General features: G+C 43.0%; 17 protein-coding genes. 14 read left to right on the forward strand and 3 right to left on the reverse strand.

Translation table 11 applies throughout. The annotated features are described in order from the left end of the window. The first annotated feature begins 589 nt into the window (after positions 1 to 589). The 5 genes from LVD17_RS12445 to LVD17_RS12465 all read left to right on the forward strand — a co-directional run bounded on the left by LVD17_RS12445 (position 590) and on the right by LVD17_RS12465 (position 7488). Positions 590 to 3094, forward strand: coding sequence for a TonB-dependent receptor (locus tag LVD17_RS12445; RefSeq protein ID WP_233767189.1), 2505 nt, complete (start codon positions 590 to 592; stop codon positions 3092 to 3094). A gap of 5 nt (positions 3095 to 3099) precedes the next feature. Next, positions 3100 to 4545 carry an ABC transporter permease gene (locus LVD17_RS12450; RefSeq protein WP_233767191.1) on the forward strand — a complete coding sequence of 482 codons (1446 nt, stop codon included), beginning with the start codon at positions 3100 to 3102 and terminating at the stop codon, positions 4543 to 4545. A 2-nt stretch (positions 4546 to 4547) separates the two neighbouring features. Continuing rightward, entirely contained in the window at positions 4548 to 5915 is a 1368-nt protein-coding gene (locus LVD17_RS12455; protein ID WP_233767193.1) for a DUF3526 domain-containing protein, read from the forward strand. A 23-nt stretch (positions 5916 to 5938) separates the two neighbouring features. Beyond that, positions 5939 to 6640, forward strand: a complete 702-nt coding sequence (locus LVD17_RS12460) for an ABC transporter ATP-binding protein (protein ID WP_233767194.1) — start codon at positions 5939 to 5941, stop codon at positions 6638 to 6640. Between the two features lie 119 nt (positions 6641 to 6759). Continuing rightward, complete coding sequence (locus LVD17_RS12465; RefSeq protein WP_233767195.1) at positions 6760 to 7488, forward strand: ankyrin repeat domain-containing protein; 729 nt, start codon at positions 6760 to 6762, stop codon at positions 7486 to 7488. Positions 7489 to 7535: 47 nt separating this feature from the next. Here the strand turns inward: LVD17_RS12465 and LVD17_RS12470 are convergent, their stop codons facing one another. Then, positions 7536 to 7775 (reverse strand): hypothetical protein, encoded by a 240-nt coding sequence (locus tag LVD17_RS12470; RefSeq protein ID WP_233767197.1) that lies wholly within the window; start codon positions 7773 to 7775, stop codon positions 7536 to 7538. Between the two features lie 479 nt (positions 7776 to 8254). On the opposite strand from LVD17_RS12470, the gene LVD17_RS12475 reads away from it, so the two are divergent. Beyond that, positions 8255 to 8734 (forward strand): response regulator transcription factor, encoded by a 480-nt coding sequence (locus LVD17_RS12475; RefSeq protein WP_233767199.1) that lies wholly within the window; start codon positions 8255 to 8257, stop codon positions 8732 to 8734. Positions 8735 to 8878: 144 nt separating this feature from the next. Then, positions 8879 to 9415, forward strand: a complete 537-nt coding sequence (locus LVD17_RS12480) for a DUF4199 domain-containing protein (RefSeq protein ID WP_233767200.1) — start codon at positions 8879 to 8881, stop codon at positions 9413 to 9415. A 190-nt stretch (positions 9416 to 9605) separates the two neighbouring features. Here LVD17_RS12480 and LVD17_RS12485 read toward each other — a convergent pair whose 3' ends face one another. Next, positions 9606 to 10016 (reverse strand): hypothetical protein, encoded by a 411-nt coding sequence (locus LVD17_RS12485; protein WP_233767201.1) that lies wholly within the window; start codon positions 10014 to 10016, stop codon positions 9606 to 9608. 11 nt (positions 10017 to 10027) lie between these two features. Here LVD17_RS12485 and LVD17_RS12490 point away from each other — a divergent pair, with 11 nt between their 5' ends. The 3 genes from LVD17_RS12490 (at position 10028) to LVD17_RS12500 (ending at position 13981) form a co-directional block, all read left to right on the forward strand. Further along, positions 10028 to 10303 (forward strand): hypothetical protein, encoded by a 276-nt coding sequence (locus LVD17_RS12490; RefSeq protein WP_233767203.1) that lies wholly within the window; start codon positions 10028 to 10030, stop codon positions 10301 to 10303. A 7-nt stretch (positions 10304 to 10310) separates the two neighbouring features. Continuing rightward, positions 10311 to 11978 carry a tetratricopeptide repeat protein gene (locus LVD17_RS12495; RefSeq protein ID WP_233767204.1) on the forward strand — a complete coding sequence of 556 codons (1668 nt, stop codon included), beginning with the start codon at positions 10311 to 10313 and terminating at the stop codon, positions 11976 to 11978. Between the two features lie 335 nt (positions 11979 to 12313). After that, positions 12314 to 13981 (forward strand): tetratricopeptide repeat protein, encoded by a 1668-nt coding sequence (locus LVD17_RS12500; RefSeq protein WP_233767206.1) that lies wholly within the window; start codon positions 12314 to 12316, stop codon positions 13979 to 13981. Positions 13982 to 14104: 123 nt separating this feature from the next. On the opposite strand, the gene LVD17_RS12505 is transcribed toward LVD17_RS12500, so the two are convergent. Beyond that, positions 14105 to 15814 carry a tetratricopeptide repeat protein gene (locus LVD17_RS12505; RefSeq protein ID WP_233767207.1) on the reverse strand — a complete coding sequence of 570 codons (1710 nt, stop codon included), beginning with the start codon at positions 15812 to 15814 and terminating at the stop codon, positions 14105 to 14107. Positions 15815 to 16128: 314 nt separating this feature from the next. On the opposite strand from LVD17_RS12505, the gene LVD17_RS12510 reads away from it, so the two are divergent. From LVD17_RS12510 to LVD17_RS12525, 4 genes are all read left to right on the forward strand, one after another. Further along, positions 16129 to 17439 carry a discoidin domain-containing protein gene (locus LVD17_RS12510; protein WP_233767209.1) on the forward strand — a complete coding sequence of 437 codons (1311 nt, stop codon included), beginning with the start codon at positions 16129 to 16131 and terminating at the stop codon, positions 17437 to 17439. A 445-nt stretch (positions 17440 to 17884) separates the two neighbouring features. Further along, positions 17885 to 18838: a bifunctional Delta(1)-pyrroline-2-carboxylate/Delta(1)-piperideine-2-carboxylate reductase gene (lhpI, locus tag LVD17_RS12515; protein WP_233767211.1), complete on the forward strand. Its 954-nt coding sequence runs from the start codon at positions 17885 to 17887 to the stop codon at positions 18836 to 18838. A 178-nt stretch (positions 18839 to 19016) separates the two neighbouring features. Beyond that, positions 19017 to 19409, forward strand: a complete 393-nt coding sequence (locus LVD17_RS12520) for a hypothetical protein (RefSeq protein ID WP_233767213.1) — start codon at positions 19017 to 19019, stop codon at positions 19407 to 19409. A 93-nt stretch (positions 19410 to 19502) separates the two neighbouring features. Beyond that, positions 19503 to 20072, forward strand: a complete 570-nt coding sequence (locus LVD17_RS12525) for a hypothetical protein (protein ID WP_233767214.1) — start codon at positions 19503 to 19505, stop codon at positions 20070 to 20072.

A 20072-nucleotide genomic window follows, 5' to 3' on the forward strand; every position in this document is an offset into this window, starting at 1 on the left:
TAAGCAAGTGAATTACCGGCAGCTCCTTGTCGGGTTACTTTTTTTAAGTCGGGCTTGTGCGGAGGGTATGGTAAGCTTTACTAATCCTTTGAGGCTTAGTAAAGCAGGTTTTAACATCGTGTTGTGATTTTAAGATCCATCCTGATTATGCTATATCTTCGGGAGACATGGCGCGCATCACGCCGTCATCCGATGAGTGTCCGAGAAGATAGTTGTACCCGTTCGATAGTATTATCAAATTAAATGACCTCATCGGATGACTAGACCTACCACGCGACCTTTTATGAAGCAGTGAATTACCGGCAGCTCCTTGTCGGGTTACTGTTTTTTAGTCGGGCTTGTGCGGAGGGTATGGTAGCTTTACTAATCCTTTGAGACTTAGTAAAGTAGGTGTTGACATCGTCTTTTGTGGTTTTAAGATCTAAAGGCTGAAAAATTTCCTGACCAACTATCTGATTAATAAACACTTTAAACGCAACTCTATTGCAAGTAAACTATTAATTATCTATATATGCAACTTTGTTGCATCTATCAGCGACGAATGATCATCATATATCATATATAGACACTAATAATCAGGATTATTGAAATGAAACAAAAATTACTATGCCTTTTTCTGCTTACATTTTTTTTCGGCGAGGCATTCTCCCAAATAAGCATTACAGGTACCGTAGTGGATGCCCGGCAAAATGCTGTGCCCTGGGCGACAGTTAAGTTAAGCGGTAATAATAAAACATCAGGAACAACGACTGATCAATCCGGAGCTTTTGCCATCGAACTGGCCGATACCGGTACCTATGAGGTTGAAGTGCGCTTTATGGGTTATGAAACTTTCAAAAGATCCTATGCATTTACAGAATATCAAGCCTATGATCTGGGAACTATATTACTCAATGAGCTTGCGCAGGAACTTCAAACCGTTGAAATACTCGGAAGGTTACAGCATGATTACAATAGCGATTATTCATTTTCGGCCACAAAAACCGCTATTAAAAATAAGGAGCTCCCACAGTCAGTATCTACAGTTACCAAAGAGCTGATTGCAGACCGGCAGGCTTTTCAGTTGGCCGATGCCGTCAAGATCGTGAGTGGAGTAGCTCCCTCAAGCTACTACAATCAATACAATATCCGGGGTATCAGTCAAAACGAAGAGGGGCAGATCATCAATGGTATGCGTACCCGTCAATATTATTTCCTGCAGCCCATTACCTCTCATATAGAGCGTGCGGAGGTATTGAAAGGGCCTGCCTCCGTTACTTTTTCCACCGTTGATCCGGGCGGGAGTATTAACATGGTTACCAAAAAACCGCTGGCAGAATCGCGCAAGTCCATCAGTCTGGGCGCAGGCAGCTTCAGTACAATACGTGCTGCGTTGGATTTTACCGGGCCTTTGAATGAATCCAAAACTTTGCTTTACAGGATCAATGGTGCTTTGCAAAAAGCAAAATCTTACCGTGACCTGGTTACGAATGATGCCGCGCTGTTTGCACCATCCATTAGCTATATCCCTAATGACAAAACAGCAATCAATGTTGAAATGATTTATAGCAACAGTACAGGGACACTGGATCGTGGACAGCCTATTTTTGGCGCTGTTGCAGGTAAAACCGACTTGAATAGCACGCCTATCAGCTTAAATTTAGGTGCTTCCAATGATTACTTCATCTCGAAGGAGTTCATGATCATGACCAACTTTACCCACAAGTTCAGTGATAAGATCAGTTTCAATACAGCCTATATGAAACAAACCTGGTCGGAAGACTTGCAGGAACACAGGACTACCAATGGTTTTGCCGTGGACATCAATAACCAGCCTGTCACCAGCCTGGCGGCTATGAGGTTTATACAGCGCCAGCAGTTTTGGGACACTGATAACCTGAACTCATACCTGAACTTTGATTTTGATTTCGGCAAGGTTTCTAACCAGTTACTGGTAGGATATGATGTCAGTCGCTGGCATAAAACAAAAGGCGGAGGACAAAACTCTGCGCGTGGTTATCTGCTAAAAGATGGTACGGCTACCTCGTCCTTTGACCCGGCCAATGCAGATGCTTATGAGACTATAACCATAGACGGCCAGGTATTACCCAAACCCAATGTTGATCATTTTGATCTTGCCAATCCGCAATACACCATTAAAAACGTGCAGGATTATGTGATTAACTCACGTATAGCCGTACCCTCTGCGCTTACCACTACGCATGCCATCTATGTGCAGGAACAATTAAAACTGGGCAAACTTTTGGCATTATTCAGCCTGAGAAGGGAATGGTTTAAAGATATTACCAACTACGAAGCCCCCAACGAAAGTGAGTTTACCAATGAAGCATGGCTTCCAAGAGTAGGACTTAGTTACGAAGTTGCACCTCAGGTCAATGTTTATGCTACCTACCTGGAAGGGTATCAGCCGCAGTCAAATACGGTTACGCTTATGCCTAATACAGGAGCCTTTTTCTGGGACCCTAATTCACCGGCTCGTTTCAAGCCACTTATTAGTGATCTGAAAGAAATGGGCGCCAAGGGTGAATTTTTCAATAGGCGAGTTACTATGAGTGTGGCATTTTATGAGATCAATCAGAAAAACATATTGATCAATGCTAACCTTCCCGCTTTTCCTGATTCGCTGGTGCAAAGAGGTGCTGACAGAAGCCGTGGCTTTGAATGGGATTTAGCAGGATATATTTTATCTAACCTGCAGGTTAATGCCTCCTACAGCTATATTGATGCCCGTATCGTAACAGATCAGGATGAAAGCCTTAACGGAAAACGCAAAGAGAACACACCTGTAAACAGTGCCAACATTTGGGCGCGGTACGATTTCCCCCGCTCCACTTTTTTAAAGGACCTGGGAATAGGTGCCGGGCTTCAATACAGCGGAAGCAAGATCCCATGGTTTACCCGCGACTTTACTGTGCCGGCATATACCATCATGGATATGGCGATATATTATAACCCGGCAAAAACGAATATGCAGTTGGCTCTGAATGTCAACAACGTACTGGACAAGACCTATTGGATCGGCGCTCAAAATTACCTGCGCCTGTTTCCAGGCGCACCGCGAAATTTTATGATTACTGCGACTTATAATTTTTAAATACTATGCAAAGAGGATCAGTTTTACTCATCGCAAAGCACTTTTGGCTAAACACTTTCAGAACCAGAGCCATCCTTCCGGTAATAGGCATTATGGTTTTGGTGGTAGCATATGCTGCTTACAGTGGATGGAAAAGTTACTCAACACACAATGATATCCGGATGCACTATCAGCAGGAGGCCCGGAAGAGTTGGGAAGGTAATCCGGATAAACACCCGCACCGAATGGCTCATTATGGTTCATTTGCTTTCAGGCTCAAGCATGCCCTCAGCATGTTTGACTTTGGGCTGGAGAGCTTTACAGGCAATGCCGTATTTCTCGAAGCACACAAGCAAAATACAGTGAACTTCTCCGAAGCGAGTTTCTCTACCGGATTGCTGCGTTTCGGTGAGATAAGCATGGCCATGATATTGCAGATTATCCTGCCACTGGTTATTTTCTTTCTGGGATTTGTAGCTGTGGCTGTAGAAAGGGAAAATGGCACCTTGAAAATCATCCTCTCCCAGGGTGCGGGCTGGAAAGCAATACTTATCGGCAAATCGCTGAGCTTACTGGGGCTTGCCATGCTCTTTTTTCTTCCGGTGGTACTGGTAATGTTATTACTGCTTACCACTGCGGAAGGAGGGCTTACGGCTGATATATGGTTAAGGTATGCGGGTATATTTGCCGGCTATTTGGTATTCTACCTGATCATAAGCATTATAACCGTTTTGGTTTCTGCCGTTAGCAGATCATCCAAAGATGCTCTGGTCAAGCTGCTGGCAGTTTGGCTGTTCTTTTTTATCGTGTTGCCCCGAACCACACAGGCACTGGGTAGCTACTTTTACACCTCACCTTCCAAGATAGAGTTTGAATCTGGTATTGAAAAAGAGCTTATTCAGGCCGGAGATAGCCATAACCCTGATGATCCGCATTTTAAGCACTTGAAAGATTCGGTTTTACAGGCGCATCAGGTCAGCTCTGTAGAAGAATTGCCTTTTAACTACAGCGGGTTTGTGATGCGGGAAGGTGAAAAATTAAGTACACATATATATAATGATCATCTTAAGGAGCTGCTACAGACCTATAAAAAACAGAATGGTATTACCCGGTTTGCAGCAGCCGTTAATCCCTATATAGCTATCAAAAACCTCTCTATGGCCCTTTCGGGAACTGATTTTGAATCATATATAGATTTTCAAAAGCAGGCAGAGGCGTACCGGTACCGGCTGGCACAGAAGATGAACGAGCTGCAAATGGAATTGATCAGCAACAAAAAGCCGGGGCCGGATGATAAGCCACATACTATCGACCGGGAGCATTGGAAGGAATTCGAAGATTTTAAATATAAGTTCACCTCCATAGGTACAGCGCTCCGTAGCGAATGGTGGTCAGTAATATCCCTTGTAAGCTGGTCTGTAGCTTCTATTGGAGGCCTTGTTTATTTGTCTAAAAAAGTAAAGTCTATCTAACCATGTATTCACTGATATTAAAACAATTCATTCGCTCAAAAACGGTTATGGTCACTACTCTGCTGATCCTTGTACTGGGAGTGGTTAGCATTCTTATAGGAGAGCAGTTTCTGGCAAAGCAGGAAAAGGCAATTGCCGAAGTTACTACACATCAGAAGGAACATATAGCCCGAAATGTAAACTGGATTGATAAGGAAATGGGATTGCTACTCTACTATCTGCGTTTTGCCCTGATCAATTCACCGGATAACCTGACGGCATTGTCTATAGGGCAACGAGATGTAAATGCCAGCATTCAAAATGTAACCATTCGCAACCTTGAGGGGCAGCGGTACGATACTGACCTTTACAACCCGACAAGCCTGCAATCTGGCAACCTCGATTTTGGCTTTGTGATCATTTACCTTTTTCCCCTGCTCATCATTGCCTTTACGTATGACCTGCTCTCTGAAGAAAAAGAGAAAGGAACCTGGAGGCTGGTGGCTATTCAATCAAAGTCTGTTCGGGGCTATTTATTAAAAAAACTATCTGTAAGGGCATTACTTATACTGGCTGCACTGTTGCTGCTGTTTGGTATTGCTGCTGTTGAGCTTTCTCTTTCTTTCAGCGAAACTTTGATGGCCTTTGCAGTACTCGGTTTTATGTATCTGGCCTTCTGGCTGGCCCTGTGCTTTTGGGTGGTATCATGGCAGCGCAATTCGAGCTTCAATGCGCTTACGCTGCTCTCCTTATGGGTAGTATTGGCCATACTTTTACCGGCTTCGGTAAATAACTTTGTGGCCAACATGTACCCGGTGCCTGAGGCTTTGAGCACCATGGTAAAACAGCGGGACGGCTACCATGAAAAGTGGGATATGGACAAGAAGCCAACAATGGATAAATTCTATGCCCATTACCCACAATTTGAAAAATACACCCTGCCGGACGATAATTTTAGCTGGCTCTGGTATTATGCCATGCAACAAATGGGGGATGATGAGTCGCGCCAACAGAGTGAAGCTATGCGCGAAAAGATCATGCAAAGAGAAAAGGCCAGTAATACGGCGGCCCTCTTCATGCCAACCATGCATACCCAGCTATTATTTAATAATCTGGCCGGGAGTAGTCTGGCAAACCATATGAAGTTTCTGGATCATACCCAGGCCTTCCATGAAAAGGTGAGAATGTACTTCTACCCTAAAATATTTGAAGGAGCATCGGTAAATACTGTAGACTGGCAGCAATTTACCCCGGAGTATTTCTCTGAAAATCCTGAGATAAACTGGGCTCGTGCCATATTGCCCTTGCTGGTATTCATAGCTGCCTTCTTCATACTGGCAGCAGTTAATTTAAAAAGATCAAAGTGGCGTAGTCCCGGATCATTGGTTTAAAGACAACTCAAAAAAAATTAGATATGCTGAAAGCAACGAACCTCACTAAAAAATACGGCAATTTTACTGCCCTTAATGCGCTCAACCTGTCTGTGGAGGCAGGTGATATATTTTGCTTGTTAGGAGCCAATGGAGCCGGCAAGTCTACTACCATTAACTTGTTCCTCAACTTCATTGAGCCTACTACCGGCGAGGCAGCCATTAACTCGATGAATGTAACCCAATACCCCGGTGAAACCAAGCAAGTACTGGCCTATATCCCGGAAAACCTGATGCTCTACTCCAATTTAACCGGGCTGGAGAACCTGGACTTTTTCTGCGGTTTGGGAGGAAAGCGCTACTCCCGGGAGCAGCTGGAAGGACTCCTTGAGCAGTCAGGATTACAAAAGGCATTTATTCACCGGCGTGTGAGTAGCTACTCCAAAGGCATGCGCCAAAAGGTAGGGATAGCGCTGGCCAGGGCAAGGGAAGCCAGTGTGCTCCTGCTTGATGAGCCTACCTCCGGACTTGATCCTAAAGCCAGTAATGAATTTTCAGAACTGCTGCTTGAAATGAAAGGCAAAGGTGTGGCTACTTTGATGGCTACCCATGACCTGTTCAGGGCAAAAGATACCGGGACACATATCGGTATTATGAAAGAGGGCGTACTGGTGGAGCAATTCAAGTCTGATGACGTTAGTTTTCAGGACCTGGAGAAGTTATATCTCAGGCACATGCATAACTAGTCCGGTGCCCTTCAGGGCAGGCTGATGGGGTAATGCAAAATCTTGCGATAAAAATCCGATATTTACTTAGTGAGGCTTATTGCGGGCACCACTTCATGTTAGGCTAAAAGCAACCGGATATGGAAACATCAAAAATACTGGAGTTGATCAGCAGAGGCAGGACAGACTTTATTTTAGAGTTGATCAGGAAAGAGAATTGGAAAGAGCTGCTCACTGAGGGTAGAATAAAACCCCTGCAATGGCTGGTTTATTATAATGATGTAACCGGGCTGAGGGCAGTTATGGAAAGTGGAGGCACACTGGAAAGTATAAATATTAATGATGAGTTGGGTAATGCAGCCTTCTTCGGACATTGGAAAGTGTGTGATTTTTTGATCAATCAGGGAGCAGATGTAAACTATCATGTGGACAAGACCCATGAAACCGCGCTTCACAATGCACTGGCAAAAGCCGGGCGTCCCTATTATTTCTATGTGGTGAAACTACTGGTTGAAAAAGGGGCAAATGTTAATAAAAAAACGATTCCCGGTCTGGAAACAGGTGCATTTATGAGAGATGTGAGGACCAAAGGGGAAACGCCACTTCATAGAGCGGCAGCCTACGCCGATGAGCAAACCATCCGCTTCTTAATTGAAAATGGTGCTGACAAACAGTCGCGTGATGCTCACGGAGATTCACCGCTAAGCTGGGCCAGCGAGCATTTGAGACCAGGCCGTATTTTGTCATTACTGGCCTTTGGAGAATTTTCAATAGCTGAAGGGCATAAGTTCAAAAATGTAAGCGATCATGGTCAGGGCTGGGGCAATGCTATGGACTGGAACCTGATAGGAGATTATTTGCCTGAATAAAATAGAAGTAACCTGACATGGGCGAGTATCCATGTCAGGCAGCTTCATTATCCGAGGTCTAGTGGCAGACACAAAGGAAAATGCGTTTGAGTGCATGTGTTGGCCGTGGCAAAATCACAATGAATAGGTGAAGTATGACAGGCCAGCGCATTGGTTACTGTACAAACAGTGCTTCTGGGAATTTGAGCCCCACCTTTTACCGTTTCCGCTTCTTTGCCCATCGGCGTAAAACTCGTAACCAAACTGGTTACTTTTAACTCTTTCAGGATTAATTTTTTCTTTTTCATTATTACTTTAGTTAGGTTAAAAATGGTTGGTTAAGGGGTTTATTTGCCCCTGATGCAGGGTTCGGTTGATGCCTGATATTAATTCCTGCGAACTGGCATTTTGAAATCCGGAGTATGAAACTCCGGAACCTTTATTCATGAAATGACTCCGATGGTGATCTGCAAACCTGTTAGTTTTTTGACCGCCAATAATCGATACTGTAAATTTACCATTCCCGGCAGGCAAAAATGGAAAGGGATTGACGAATCGCTGTTTTCAATTGACGAAAGCCTGCTATCGGTTGATCTGTACTTTGATTCCGCTAGTGTTAGCAGACGCTTGAGGAGGCCGGGCAAAAGTGATCCTTGGCTCTGGTGCCGGAAGAGGCTCTGAGACGGCTTTCAATACAAAGGGTTGATGGTGAAAATATAATCCACTACCAAAAAAAGCATTATTTGCTTACATTGGTTATTCTCAGATCCGAATTTGAAATTGACCCATGAGTCGCATAAAGCAAATATTTCTTAAATCGAAATACATCATCATATATGGTGTATCCATGGCCCTCATGGTCTTTATACTTAAATGGCTTCAATGGAAATACCTGATTGCCGATAACTCGCTGGATCTTTATACCGGTCTCATAGCAATTTTTTTTACCATATTAGGCGTGTGGGTGGCTACTCAACTAGCCAGAAGCAAAGTAAGGACAGTGGTGGTAGAAAAAGAGATCTACCGGAACAGACCTGAAGATGACGAAATAGATGAAGCCGAACTAAAGAAGCTGAACCTGACTACCCGTGAATATGAAGTACTGCAGCTGATAGCTCAGGGTAATACCAATGCTGAAATCGCCGAAAGATTGTTTTTGTCACTTAGCACAGTTAAGACTCATGTGTCTAACCTTTTTGTTAAGATGGAAGTGAAGAACAGAACCCAGGCAATAGAAAAGGCTAACAGGTTAAAACTAACGGCATAGGCAAACTCATACTTTGGTATGAATTTGTGCATTTTGGTACTAAAGTATGAACGGTACAGGCGCTTGTTGATATTAAATTTGTTTCGTAAGTATTCGGCTTATGTGTGACTATCCGTAAGCCTGTTAAAATTGAATTATAAACATATGAAAAGGAATGTATTAATTTTTGGTTTGGTGCTTGGTGCTATTCTCGCCGGCAATATGGTTTATATGGTTAACCTGGCATACAATAACCCCGAATTTATGAGCAACGAGCTTATGGGGTACGCTGCCATGATCATTGTTTTCTCTCTTACTTTTTTTGGCGTCAAAAATTACCGGGACAAACAGCTTAACGGAGTGATATCATTTGGTAAGGCGTTTAAAATGAGCGCTTTAATTGCTCTGGTCGGGTCGACCATATATGTAGTGGTCTGGTTGTTTTACTACTATATATTTGTTCCTGATTTTATAGACAAGTATATCACGCACGTATTACATCAGGCTGTCGCAGACGGAGCAACTTCTGCGGATCTTGAGGCAAAATCTGCAGAGATGAATCAGTTTAAGGAGATGTACAAAAGCCCGCTTTTTGTTGTGCTTATCTCTTATACCGAGGTGCTGCCTGTGGGCCTTGTCATTGCCTTCATCAGTTCGCTGATCTTAAAGAAGAAGCCTGACGCGGTAGTAGTATCGAAATAAAAAACAGACCGGTGTATAGTATTGTAGTTTGCAGGTATCCCGGGTTTGAGGCACACCTTCTGGAAGCTTTTTATTCAACTACCAATAATGTAAAAAAGCAGTAAGGCTATTAAAACTCCGATAACAGGAATTAGAAAGGTCAGCAGTCCCAGTCTTTCAGGTGATTTCATTTTAATCGGTTATGGTTTCTCTAGAATTGTTGGAGCCAGCTTCTGGCCTGCTCTATGTTGTCAAAAAAGTCGGCTCTTCGGGCCCTGGCGCAGTTATTTATATCAGTAGCCATAGATTCACCTGAAGGTAACCGCTCAGAAAAGTCATTGGGTATATAAAAGGCCGCATACATGTAGCCGGATTTTATAGCCTCGTATATCCAGATATTAGCCAGCCAATCTTGTATTTCCCGTGACAAAATACCCAATTGGCATGTATCCCAAATTACTTTGGTTGTGTTGAAGTGCTTTAAGGCAAGCGTTACCTCCATCATACCTTTTTTAAAAAACTCTTGTCCGGCAGGCGCCAGCCACGTTACAAAAATTGCATGACTCCGTTCATCGTAGTCAATGTTGAGATAATCCTTCGCGACAAGGTATTGATTAAACATGTTTTTCTTCTTTGGATATTATATCGCTTAAGCTGGTGACTCGTACCGTGCAACTTACTTGCAGTAAACCACTGGTAGGGGATCAGGCTCAACCGTTTCTCGATGTTAGACGTTCCTCTCAAGAGGTGCAAAAAATAGGGGTAGACAAAAAGGTAGAGCTTTTGGTGGACAAAAAGGTGGACAATTATAATGCTGGTTTTTATTTCCATGTATTACTAATGATTACCTACTTACCTTTGAGTAAGCATTTGGCAAGTTGGGTTGATAACGCAACTTATTTCTTTTAAAAATTAAATGAACCTATTGATTACGCTCCATCAAAAAAGCAGTTGTTCTGCACCATCCTGCCTTATAGAAGCAAGGTATTTGTTAAATAGAGTTGTCAGGCCCAAACCCATTTTACTCATACTGGCTTTTTATCTTCATAATCATGCGGCTGATGCACAGCATTACCTGCATCAGATAGATAGCATTAAAAAAGTTTTGGAAGAATTACCCGAAGAAGATACCAGCAGAGCTTATGCACTCACTCAGATGGCGAGGCTGCAGACCTTTAATTCTACAAATGAGGTATTAAAATATGCCGGGGAAGCACTGGAACTATCTGAGCGTCTGGATTATCACACCGGTATAATCAATGCCTGTTTTGCTTATGTATATTATTATGAGAATAATGGAGAAAATTCAAGAGCCCTGCGGTATCTGTTTAAAGCCCTGAATGCTTCAGTAAAAAAGCAGGATGAGAGCTTGATGGCCGACTGCCACAATTTTTTGGGTTATATCTACAAATCCCTTGGACAGTATACTGAGGCTTTAATTTACTATAACAAATCACTCGCTTACTGGGATTTAAAGAAGAATCCCAACATGCAGGCATTGATTCTCGGAAACATAGGAGATATTTATTTTGATAAGAAGGATGACGCTCAGGCTTTCAAGTACTATAATCAGGTATTGAATCTGGCTGAAGAGCATAATCTGGAGCGACGTTTAGCAACCGTATACAGGTCTTTGGGAAAATTCTATTACCGCCATAAAGACCTCGAAAAAGCATTGGAGTATCTACAGCCAGCGATTGAGTACGCCATAAAAATTGAAAGCACCAGATTGCAGTCAGAGGTATTGTGTTTATTGAGTGCAACCTATCTGCATATGGATCAACCTCAGGAGGCTTTCTCCTCGGCTGAAAAGGCCCTGCACCTGGCCAGGTTGTCAGGCTCAAAGTATGAAATATTAGAAAGTTATCTGCGCTTACAGTTGTCACTTCAAAATTTAGGTGATTATGAGAGGGCTTATGATTACCAATCAAAGTACCTCATCCTAAATGACAGTCTGGAAAATCTGGAGAATATACGAGCCATAGAACAACTGAAATTTCAGCACGAGATTGAACTTGTGAATGAGGTTTATAAAGGAAACGTATTAAGAAGAAATGTTTTAATTGGAGTGCTGGTAGCTTTAATGATAATAGTTTCACTGATTTTTAACAGGCGCTATTTATTGATTAAAAAAAGTCTTGAGAATAAAAGACAATTGTTGAACTATAGCATTCACAACCTCAAGGAAAAGTCGGAACTGGTGGATAAGATTAACAGGGAGCTGCAGATCTTTAGGCAAAATGCTACCCATGATGTGAAGATCAAAAAGTTTAACAGGGTGCTTCAGTTCAATATCGTAACGGATGACGACTGGGAGAATTTCAAAAAAGCCTTTGAAGATGTCTACCCCAACTTCATAGCCTCGCTAAGGTATCATTATCCTAACCTCACTACGGCTGAGATACGTCAGGCTGCTTTAATTAAAATGAAGCTGACTATAAAGGAAACAGCCTCGATTTTGGGGATCACACCGGAAAGTGTGAAAAAATCGAGACATCGTCTGAAGAAGAAACTTGATCTGAATGAAAACAAATCCGTTGAAGAAGTATTGGATAGCCTGCATGCCAGTATTTCCATGGATTAATCAGGATTTGATCAGCAGTGAAGAACGTTTTATTATTGTCTGCCGGACATCCCGTGTTTTCCGTAGTTTCTTGCAAGGCCCCCTATCAAGCCGGGAACCAGCGCTATGGTTAGCTGTATGGAAGCAGACAAACCATTTCCGGAAACAGGGTGTTGACTATGGTATGGGGTAAGAAAAGTCTGTCAACCAAAACGGAGGGGGTTTTGGCAGGCATTAGGGCAGCTAATTATAAAGCTGGTTTTACTTGAATTTATTACTAATAATTAGCTAATTACCTCTAGAGGTGGTTTTTTGGAAAGTGTGTTGATAACACAACGGATACTTTTTTAAATTAAATGAAAATATTGATTACGCTCCATCAAAACAGCAGTAGTACTGCACCATCTTATATCTCCAAAGTGAAGTGTTTATTGGATAGAATTACCGTGTCCAATGCCATAATTTTAATTTTAGCCTGTTGTTTTTATAGTCCCCCTGTTATTTCGCAGAAGTACATTCGCGAGATCGATAGCATGCAAATAGTTTTGGAAGGACTGCCCGCCGAGGATACGGTCAGAGTCAATGCACTTATTGAAATGGCCAACATTCAGACATATTACTCCACAGGTGAGATTTTTAAGTATACTAACGAGGCAGTGGAAATATCAAAAAAAGCAGACTATTCCACGGGGCTAATCGAGGTGGATTTTGTGCTGGCATATCATTATGATCATTCAGGAAATAGCCTGAAGGCTCTGGAGTACCTGTATGATGCTTTGGAAAAGTGTAAGAAAAGTAACGACATACAAAGGATGGCCAAATGCTATAATTTCCTGGGGCTTGTTCATGAATCCCTTGACCAGGATAAGGAGGCCCTGGAGTATTATGAGCAATCGCTCATCTTATGGCAATCGTTAAAGGATAGATACATGGAGGGGCTGTTATTAGAAAACATCGCTTATATCCATGCTGATGTCGAAAACAATGCGCTGGCCCTCGAATATTACAATAAAGCCTTTAAACTGGCAAAAGAGGATAATATTGAAATCAGATTAGGCAGCGTATATAATGCTATGGGCAAGCTCTACTATAAAGAGGGTGAACTTGATAAGGCCCTGGAGTATCAAAAGTTAGCCCTTGAGTACGCTACCAAAAAAGAAAGCATTATTCTTCTTTCTCGTGTTCATTGCGTAATGAGTGCGATCTACCTGGCCCAGGAGCATCCTCAGGAGGCACTGGTATCAGCAGAAAAGGCGCTGCATTTTGCCAGTCTTGCAGGTTCAAAACACGACATCTCAGATTGCTACGAACGCCTCCATTCGGCGCTTCAAAGCATGGGCGACTATAAAAAAGCCTATGAATACCAGGCCAAGTATATAAACCTTCATGATAGCCTGAAGAATGTGGAAAATGTGAAGGCCATGGAAAGAATGAAGCATAAGCTCAATATGGAGATTATTGATGAACGTCATACGGCGAATTTATTAAGAAGAAATGCCCTGATCGGTGTTTTGGTTGCCCTGTTGATCATCGGGTTTCTGATTTTTAACAGAAGACATCTGCTTATGAAAAAGCGCCTTGAGAATAAAAGGCAATTGTTGAATTATAGCGTACGCAACCTGAAGGAAAAATCTGAACTGGTAGAAAAGGTTAATAAAGAATTGCAGATTTTTAAGCAAAATGCAACCCACGATGTGAAGATCAAAAAGTTTAACAGGGTACTTCAGTTTAACATAGTAACAGATGACGACTGGGAAAATTTTAAGAAGGCTTTTGAAGATGTTTACCCAAATTTCATGGCCTCGTTAAGGTATCATTACCCTAACCTGACCACGGCGGAAATACGTCAGGCTGCTTTAATAAAAATGAAACTGACTATAAAAGAAACGGCGTCAATCCTGGGGATCACACCGGAAAGCGTAAAAAAATCACGCCATCGACTGAAGAAGAAACTGGAACTTGGTGAAAATGAATCCGTTGAAGATATTCTGGACCAGCTTCATGCCAGTATTTCTGAAGATTAGAAATAACCCGTCGGAATTCAGAAGGCGTAGAGGAGGCCACTCTGAGAAATCATATACCCTCTGCCCTCCGGCTTTCCCATATACCAGCCTTTTAAAGGCAGCTCAATAGTTGCGAAGCAGCGATCATATTCCCTGAATAAACGATACCAGATTTTCCTTTGAGTCGATATTGAGCTTTTTTCTGAGCCGCTGCCGTGACTTATCTACTGCACTTACTGATACATTGGCAATCTTGGATACCTCTTTGGTCGAAAAGTTCATTTTTAGATAAGCACATAGCTTCTGCTCATTGGGAGTGATGTTAGGGCAGGTTTTGGAAAGTCTGTCAAAAAATCCCTGATGTACTTTTTCAAAGTGCAACTTGAACACATCCCATTCCTTATCAAACTTCAGGTTGTTATCTATGGCCTTAATAGCTTCCGCGTTATAAGAACCTTTGGCATTGGATATTTTTTCCTTGATAAGCTTGAGAGTATTCGTTTTTACCAGCATGTTCATACTAAGGCCGGATAGCTCCTGCTCCTTCATTTCCAGTTCATATTGCTTTTGCTTTTTCTCAGCTTCCAGCCTTGCCAGCCGCTGTTTATGCAACTTTGAGCGAAGGTATAGGATGTATACCAGTGCTACAATGCCCAGAAAACAAAGCAGCGCCATAAATGCAGATGTTCTGGCCTGAGCCCTTTTGGCCAGGATCTCGGCCTTCAGTTTGTCCATCGTAATCTCCTTTTTTTCAGTCTCATACTGCAGCTTCATTTCATGAATATCCTGGAGCTTCTCCTTATTAAGCAGGCTGTCCCGCACATTGTAGAAGTGCTTATAGCTGGTTAGAGCTTCTCTTACCATTCCCAGCTTGTCATATGCTTTGGCCTGGATCTCGTACGAATCTCTCAGCAACTTGAGGGCAGGTAAAGAGTCAAGTCCGGCAATTGCCGATTTAGTAAGGTCTATCGACTTTTGGTAATCACCTTTGTCATACCAGACTCCGGCAATGTTGACCGTGGACATAATTGTATAATGATAATTCTGCACGGAGTCGGCAAGATTGAGAGATTGCCCTAGAAAGTATAATGCACTATCATACTCTTTCTGCAAATGCATCAGCACCCCCACACCACTGTAGGTATTGGAAAGCCCCTTAAGGTTATCGATCTCTTGCTGTAAAGTGATTGTTTTGGAGAAGGCCTCCCTTGCCTGAAGTATGTTGTTTTGCCCCTGGTAGATGAGGGCTATATTCATCATTACATCTCCCTGCTTAAGCTTATTGTCAATTTCGCCATAGAGATTATAAGCGTCATGAGAATAGCGTAGTGCTGCATTAAGGTCACCAATTGTCTGATAGCACGCACCCAGGTTTTGATACGCTGCTGCCAACTGCCGTTTTGACGCACCATGCCTTTCCTTAATACGGAGCGACTGTATAAAATATTTAATACCTTCGTCCCAGGCGCCCATGTCAAAATATGCTCCTCCAAGATTGTTAAGCACACTGCCGATCTGAAGGCTGTCTTTAAGAAGAGGTAGCGTCTTTTTGCAGTACGCTATTGACCTGGGAAAATCTCCCTGGTTGGAATACAACAATCCCAAGATCCAGTAAGAACGCACCCTGCCACCTTCATAGTCCGCTTTTTCACTTTCCGAAAGTGCCAGGTTGGTATAATGGAGGGCTGAATCCGTAGACCCATGGCTATATAGCCTGGCCAGCTCATGATAGATAAGTACCCTGCCGGTATCGGTGGATGTAGGCAAGGCAGCCAAAAGACTGTCCTTTTGACTTTGGCCGGCAGCAGGGATGGAAACTATAAACAACAAACATAGGATGTAAGTTAATTTCATTTTGAAACTCAGGGGTAGGTTTAGGGTTAATTTTATTTAGCATGCGTTGACAATTACGGGACTATTCCATTAGCGTACCTGCTTTTCCCTGCCTGTATCTATCATAAGACAGAAAATACCCAAGGATGTCATGCTTATTACCTCTTTCGCCATGTTTTACCTCTTTTAACAAGGTTTTCTTGGGTCAGTACTAGTAATGTCCTAGTACTTTTTTTCTAAATCCGGCATGTTATCCCGTGTTTCGCTGCAGGTTATTACCACAAACCGTTTCGATTGATTTTCAAAACCAATTTTTAAACTAAACCAACTTCATTATGAAAAATCTATTTAAGAGTGCAATTGCAGCTATGTGTATGCTGCTGGCGTCGTGTAGTGAACAGGAAGGTGACCTTAACCGAGAGCAGCCCGGAGATCATCTGGATGGAGCTACGTCGGTACTGCCTGGGGACAGAGGCGGGGAAGGAGATAACAAGCCGCCGGCTCCGGTTCATGAAGACCTGCTGATCGAAAGCGTTGAAAGCGACTATTATAAAGGAGATAAAAAATCACCAACAGGGCGGACAGATAATCCTTATGGCCTGGCAGTCTCAGTAAACAGCCCTTATAACGGAAAAACGGAAACCACAAGCTACTGGGGCCCTCCGGCACATGGCATATACTGGTATGGTGACTGGTCAGGAGACTTCTGGCTGGATAACGGCAATTCCGTGGCTGATTTTGGCAACTTTATTTCCTGCCACAAAAATGTATACCTTGACGTAAATGCCATACAATACCCCGGAGGACAGGCACCCCAGTCGTTAAAGGCCAGGTTACTGGAGTTTGGCTATGCCTGCAAAAGCGGTGGGTACAACCAGGGAGGATATACCCAGAAATGGGAGATTATAGGAGTTTATAATGGTGTGGAGTACCAACTCGGCTGGATTTTATATGCACACCTGGCCAGCGATGTGGTGTATAGTGTAGGTACAGTGCTAAACCTTAACGGACCGGTAAAAATAGGTACTACATTCTCTACCGGTAATCCCAATGGAAACAACTGTTGGGGGAGCTGCCATCTTCATATAGAAGTTTTTAACTATCGCAACTGGCCGTGTTATGATGTGAACCCTCCTGCCACGCAAAACAGCCGTATTGGCATACTGGGAGGCTTAGGTTCAAGTGTTGGTAACTGCCCGGATATCGGAGGCGGCGGAACAATGACCAACTGGGCCAGAAGTGCCATAAACTGTGACAGAAGCTCAGCATACAGCAGTCAATACGATTGTAACAAGGCCTATGACGGAGGCTATACCGGCTATACCAAATGGGTAAGCAACGGAAGTACTCAAACATCCTGGATGACCCTTGACCTGGGTTCCCTGCGCAACATCAAAGAATTTAAAGTCTTTCATGCCGGTAGTGTAGGAGAGCCTGTCTCGTCAAATACCCGGGCTTACCAGATCCAGTACAGCAACTCTTTTACGGGGCCATGGTACACTATTGTAAATGCCAATAACAGTGCTCAGGCCAATAGCAATACCTATACGGTCAACCTCACTGCGAGGTATGTGGCATTGCTGATCACCGATCCGGGCATAGATAACTACACCAGGATAGTGGAATTTGAAGTTAATGGAAATTAATTAGTCGGTGTGTATGGGTTGTGCCGGAGTCTTTTGGGCTTTGGTACAACCTTACTTTTTATTTCATGATGCATCATGGTGAGTTTCTCTTGTTTTCCGCTATGCGTTGAGGCTTCTCCTTTACTTCAGCCGGTGCCCGTCTATCTTTGTTTTTTAACCCCTTGGTTTTATTGCTGTTGGAAATATATCGGGCGGCCTTGAATGCGCCCGGCTGATAGTGACGTAAAATCGAATCAAAAACCTTAACTTAATACACTGCCGGTTCAGCCGGGGAAGTTAAAATAGTATTGAAATCTGTTTAGATAGTAATAAGGTAGACGCTTGGTTCGTGCTAATTTGGTCACTGATAAACCTGGTACAATCAGAAAACTCTAAACTCTCTGATCATATCAATGCAGATTGCAACGAACTTGATATGATCGCGGATAAACACCCTTATACATATATGAAATTTATAGATAGCCATACCATTGCAAAAACACTTCAGCCTGACGCCCTGGTAGACAAACTGCACGAAGCCTTTAAAAGATTTGAAGTCCGTGCTCCCATGCGTCATCACCATGACTATACCGTTCCGGGTAAAGACAGGGAATCCACGTTACTTTTAATGCCGGCGTGGCTTGAGGGCGAATCATTGGGAGTAAAAATGGTATCGGTTTCACCCTTTAATGATCTTTATAACTTACCGTCAATCCAGGGACTGTATATTCTTAACAATGCTACAACGGGCCAGACGGAGTTAATACTGGATGCGAAAGAACTAACGGTGCGTAGAACAGCGGCAGCGTCTGCACTGGCTTCCCGGTTTCTTTCCCGCAAGGACAGCCACAGCCTGCTTATGATCGGTACAGGCGCACTTGCCCCGCATCTGATTATGGCCCATCGTGCAGTCAGGCCGATCAGCAAAGTGTTTGTATGGGGACGTGATGTTAGCAAAGCAGAACAGTTATGCAGTGAGATCAGCCTGCCGGGTTCATCTTATACTGCAATTGACTCTATTGAGGAGGTCATAGGCGAGGTTGATATAGTAAGCTGTGCAACACTTAGCAAAACGCCACTTATTTTGGGAGAATGGCTCAGGCCCGGTCAGCACGTTGACCTGGTAGGTGCTTATCGCCCTGATATGAGGGAGGCTGATGACAACGTTGTAAAAAGGGCATGTATCTATGTAGATACTTACCAGGGTGCATTGAAAGAGACCGGCGATCTGGTTATTCCTTTGCGGGAAGGAGTAATTGACAAGGAAGATATAAAGGCAGAACTGAAAGAGCTGTGTAACGGGAGCAAAGCCGGAAGAAGCTCTGATGATCAGATAACATGCTTTAAATCAGTGGGGCATGCCATTGAAGATCTGGTTGCCGCCATGCTGATAAAGGAAAATTTAGGGAAAATTCATTAGACTGAAAGCATTTGGTATTGAATCCACCATATTTGAATTTGATCCATAACATGCTGGTTTACAATCTTATCACTATTTCTAGTGATTTCTTCAAACCCTTAAAACTAGTGTTTTATCCGCCTGCTTCCCTAAGTACATTTGGATTTGTATAAAAAACAACAAATTAAAATTTACAACTATGGGACTAGCAGAAAAACGCCTTGCTCAAGAAATCCAAAATGACAAACTACCAACATTTGAGTCAGAAATTAAAGACATCGCAGGATACGACATCAAGGTGGATATTGACTGGAATACTTTTACAGCCTACGATACTTACCCACTTTCGAGGCTGGACATCGTGTTTAGCGATCTGAAAGGTTTCCTGAAGAAGATTTGTGTTGATGATATGGGTAAAGAAGCCCTTAAGGAGAAAATGAGCGCCATTAAGCTTACCAACATCGAAAATGCCGATGATATAGCCATGGAGTTCAACGGTGATGTGTTTGACCTGAAGGTAAAACTGGTTGGAGATTCTTTCAGTGCTTACTCCGACTCGCAGCTTGCAAGCTATGTGGAGGGCCAACTTTAATTAAAAAAAATATACTGGTATCGGCTTTAATGATCTGAATTATAATAATTTAGAAGGGGAATGCTTCTGTTGGGGCTTCCCCTTCTCTAATCTATGGATTACATACTTTCAACAAGCGAAACTATGCAGGAAGACATTAATAAACTCGTGTCGATGGGCAAGCAGGCACTTATACAAATGGCCTGGGACCTGATAATGGATAAGCAGCTTGACTTCCGGATCTTTCCCGAAGATTATGAAGCCTCAGTTTGGGTGAATAGCAAGGACGTTCAGGTGAAATTCAGAAGGCTTATGCGCTATATTCCCGAAAGCAGTTACCTTGAATATGATATCTCCGTAGCATTGCTCGGCAAGAAGGTCTCGCCCTTTGATGATTGGTTTTATCAGAATAATTTTTTTGTGCCCGATAAGGAGCAGCAGCAAACCATATCATACCTCAAAAAGCTTTTAGGATTGCCTTATTCGTATATGAATCATGAGATTTCCGAAGATGATGAGAATTATTATGTCAATACTAATAGCGAAACGGCTTTTCGTCACTATATTGTAAATAAAAAATCAGGTGAACCCTCAGAACCGCTGGAAGGCACATATGTTGTTTTGCCGCAACCGTTTCCTGATTGTGAATTTGATGAAGAGAACCAATGGGTGGAGATAAAGTGA

Origin of the sequence: Fulvivirga ulvae, assembly GCF_021389975.1 — a bacterium.
In the GTDB taxonomy this organism is placed as follows: domain Bacteria; phylum Bacteroidota; class Bacteroidia; order Cytophagales; family Cyclobacteriaceae; genus Fulvivirga; species Fulvivirga ulvae.

Excerpts from the sequence above, each read along its gene's own strand:
- LVD17_RS12445 (WP_233767189.1), top strand. The coding sequence starts at position 590 with ATGAAACAAAAATTACTATGCCTTTTTCTGCTTACATTTTTTTTCGGC.
- LVD17_RS12450 (WP_233767191.1), top strand. The coding sequence starts at position 3,100 with ATGCAAAGAGGATCAGTTTTACTCATCGCAAAGCACTTTTGGCTAAAC.
- LVD17_RS12455 (WP_233767193.1), top strand. The coding sequence starts at position 4,548 with ATGTATTCACTGATATTAAAACAATTCATTCGCTCAAAAACGGTTATG.
- LVD17_RS12460 (WP_233767194.1), top strand. The coding sequence starts at position 5,939 with ATGCTGAAAGCAACGAACCTCACTAAAAAATACGGCAATTTTACTGCC.
- LVD17_RS12465 (WP_233767195.1), top strand. The coding sequence starts at position 6,760 with ATGGAAACATCAAAAATACTGGAGTTGATCAGCAGAGGCAGGACAGAC.
- LVD17_RS12470 (WP_233767197.1), bottom strand. The coding sequence starts at position 7,775 with ATGAAAAAGAAAAAATTAATCCTGAAAGAGTTAAAAGTAACCAGTTTG.
- LVD17_RS12475 (WP_233767199.1), top strand. The coding sequence starts at position 8,255 with ATGAGTCGCATAAAGCAAATATTTCTTAAATCGAAATACATCATCATA.
- LVD17_RS12480 (WP_233767200.1), top strand. The coding sequence starts at position 8,879 with ATGAAAAGGAATGTATTAATTTTTGGTTTGGTGCTTGGTGCTATTCTC.
- LVD17_RS12485 (WP_233767201.1), bottom strand. The coding sequence starts at position 10,016 with ATGTTTAATCAATACCTTGTCGCGAAGGATTATCTCAACATTGACTAC.
- LVD17_RS12495 (WP_233767204.1), top strand. The coding sequence starts at position 10,311 with ATGAACCTATTGATTACGCTCCATCAAAAAAGCAGTTGTTCTGCACCA.
- LVD17_RS12500 (WP_233767206.1), top strand. The coding sequence starts at position 12,314 with ATGAAAATATTGATTACGCTCCATCAAAACAGCAGTAGTACTGCACCA.
- LVD17_RS12505 (WP_233767207.1), bottom strand. The coding sequence starts at position 15,814 with ATGAAATTAACTTACATCCTATGTTTGTTGTTTATAGTTTCCATCCCT.
- LVD17_RS12510 (WP_233767209.1), top strand. The coding sequence starts at position 16,129 with ATGAAAAATCTATTTAAGAGTGCAATTGCAGCTATGTGTATGCTGCTG.
- lhpI (WP_233767211.1), top strand. The coding sequence starts at position 17,885 with ATGAAATTTATAGATAGCCATACCATTGCAAAAACACTTCAGCCTGAC.
- LVD17_RS12520 (WP_233767213.1), top strand. The coding sequence starts at position 19,017 with ATGGGACTAGCAGAAAAACGCCTTGCTCAAGAAATCCAAAATGACAAA.
- LVD17_RS12525 (WP_233767214.1), top strand. The coding sequence starts at position 19,503 with ATGGATTACATACTTTCAACAAGCGAAACTATGCAGGAAGACATTAAT.